The sequence below is a fragment of the Streptomyces sp. SID13726 genome, from assembly GCF_010548375.1.
In the GTDB taxonomy this organism is placed as follows: Bacteria; Actinomycetota; Actinomycetes; order Streptomycetales; family Streptomycetaceae; genus Streptomyces.
The window spans coordinates 1-383 of the sequence record NZ_JAAGLY010000880.1 but is presented as its reverse complement, the minus strand read 5'-3'; the positions used below and the strand labels follow the sequence as shown (position 1 = coordinate 383).

Here is a 383-nt window from a genome sequence, read left to right as displayed (position 1 = left end):
AGGGCGCCGTGACACCCAAACCCCTAGGTAAACCCGCTGTCACGCGGCCTGACACCTGCCGTCTGACACCCCTGACAGTTCTGCCTGACACCTCACCCACCGGGCCCGCGCCACCCACCATGGCGCGGTCCCGCCCCATGCCTCGGGAGGCATCTCCATGCCGTACGAGCCCGCCATCCGCCACCCGGAACCGATCACCCCCGACCTGCCCACGACGCTCGTATCGGGGGCGCTCCTCCCGGCCGTACCGGCCGGAGCGGATGTCCGACTGGTGACCCTGCCGGACGGAACCCGCACCCTCGCCTACACCCACCCCACCCCGATCGAACCGGCCCCCGCCCCGGCACCCCGCACAACACCCCCGTCGGCTACCTCCCCGACGG

The 383-nt window shown here is 72.3% G+C and carries 1 pseudogene; it reads left to right on the top strand.

Annotated features, from left to right (window positions below):
• Positions 1–157 precede the first annotated feature (157 nt).
• Positions 158–383, top strand: a pseudogene (locus tag G3I78_RS50785) (hypothetical protein); the annotation flags it as partial.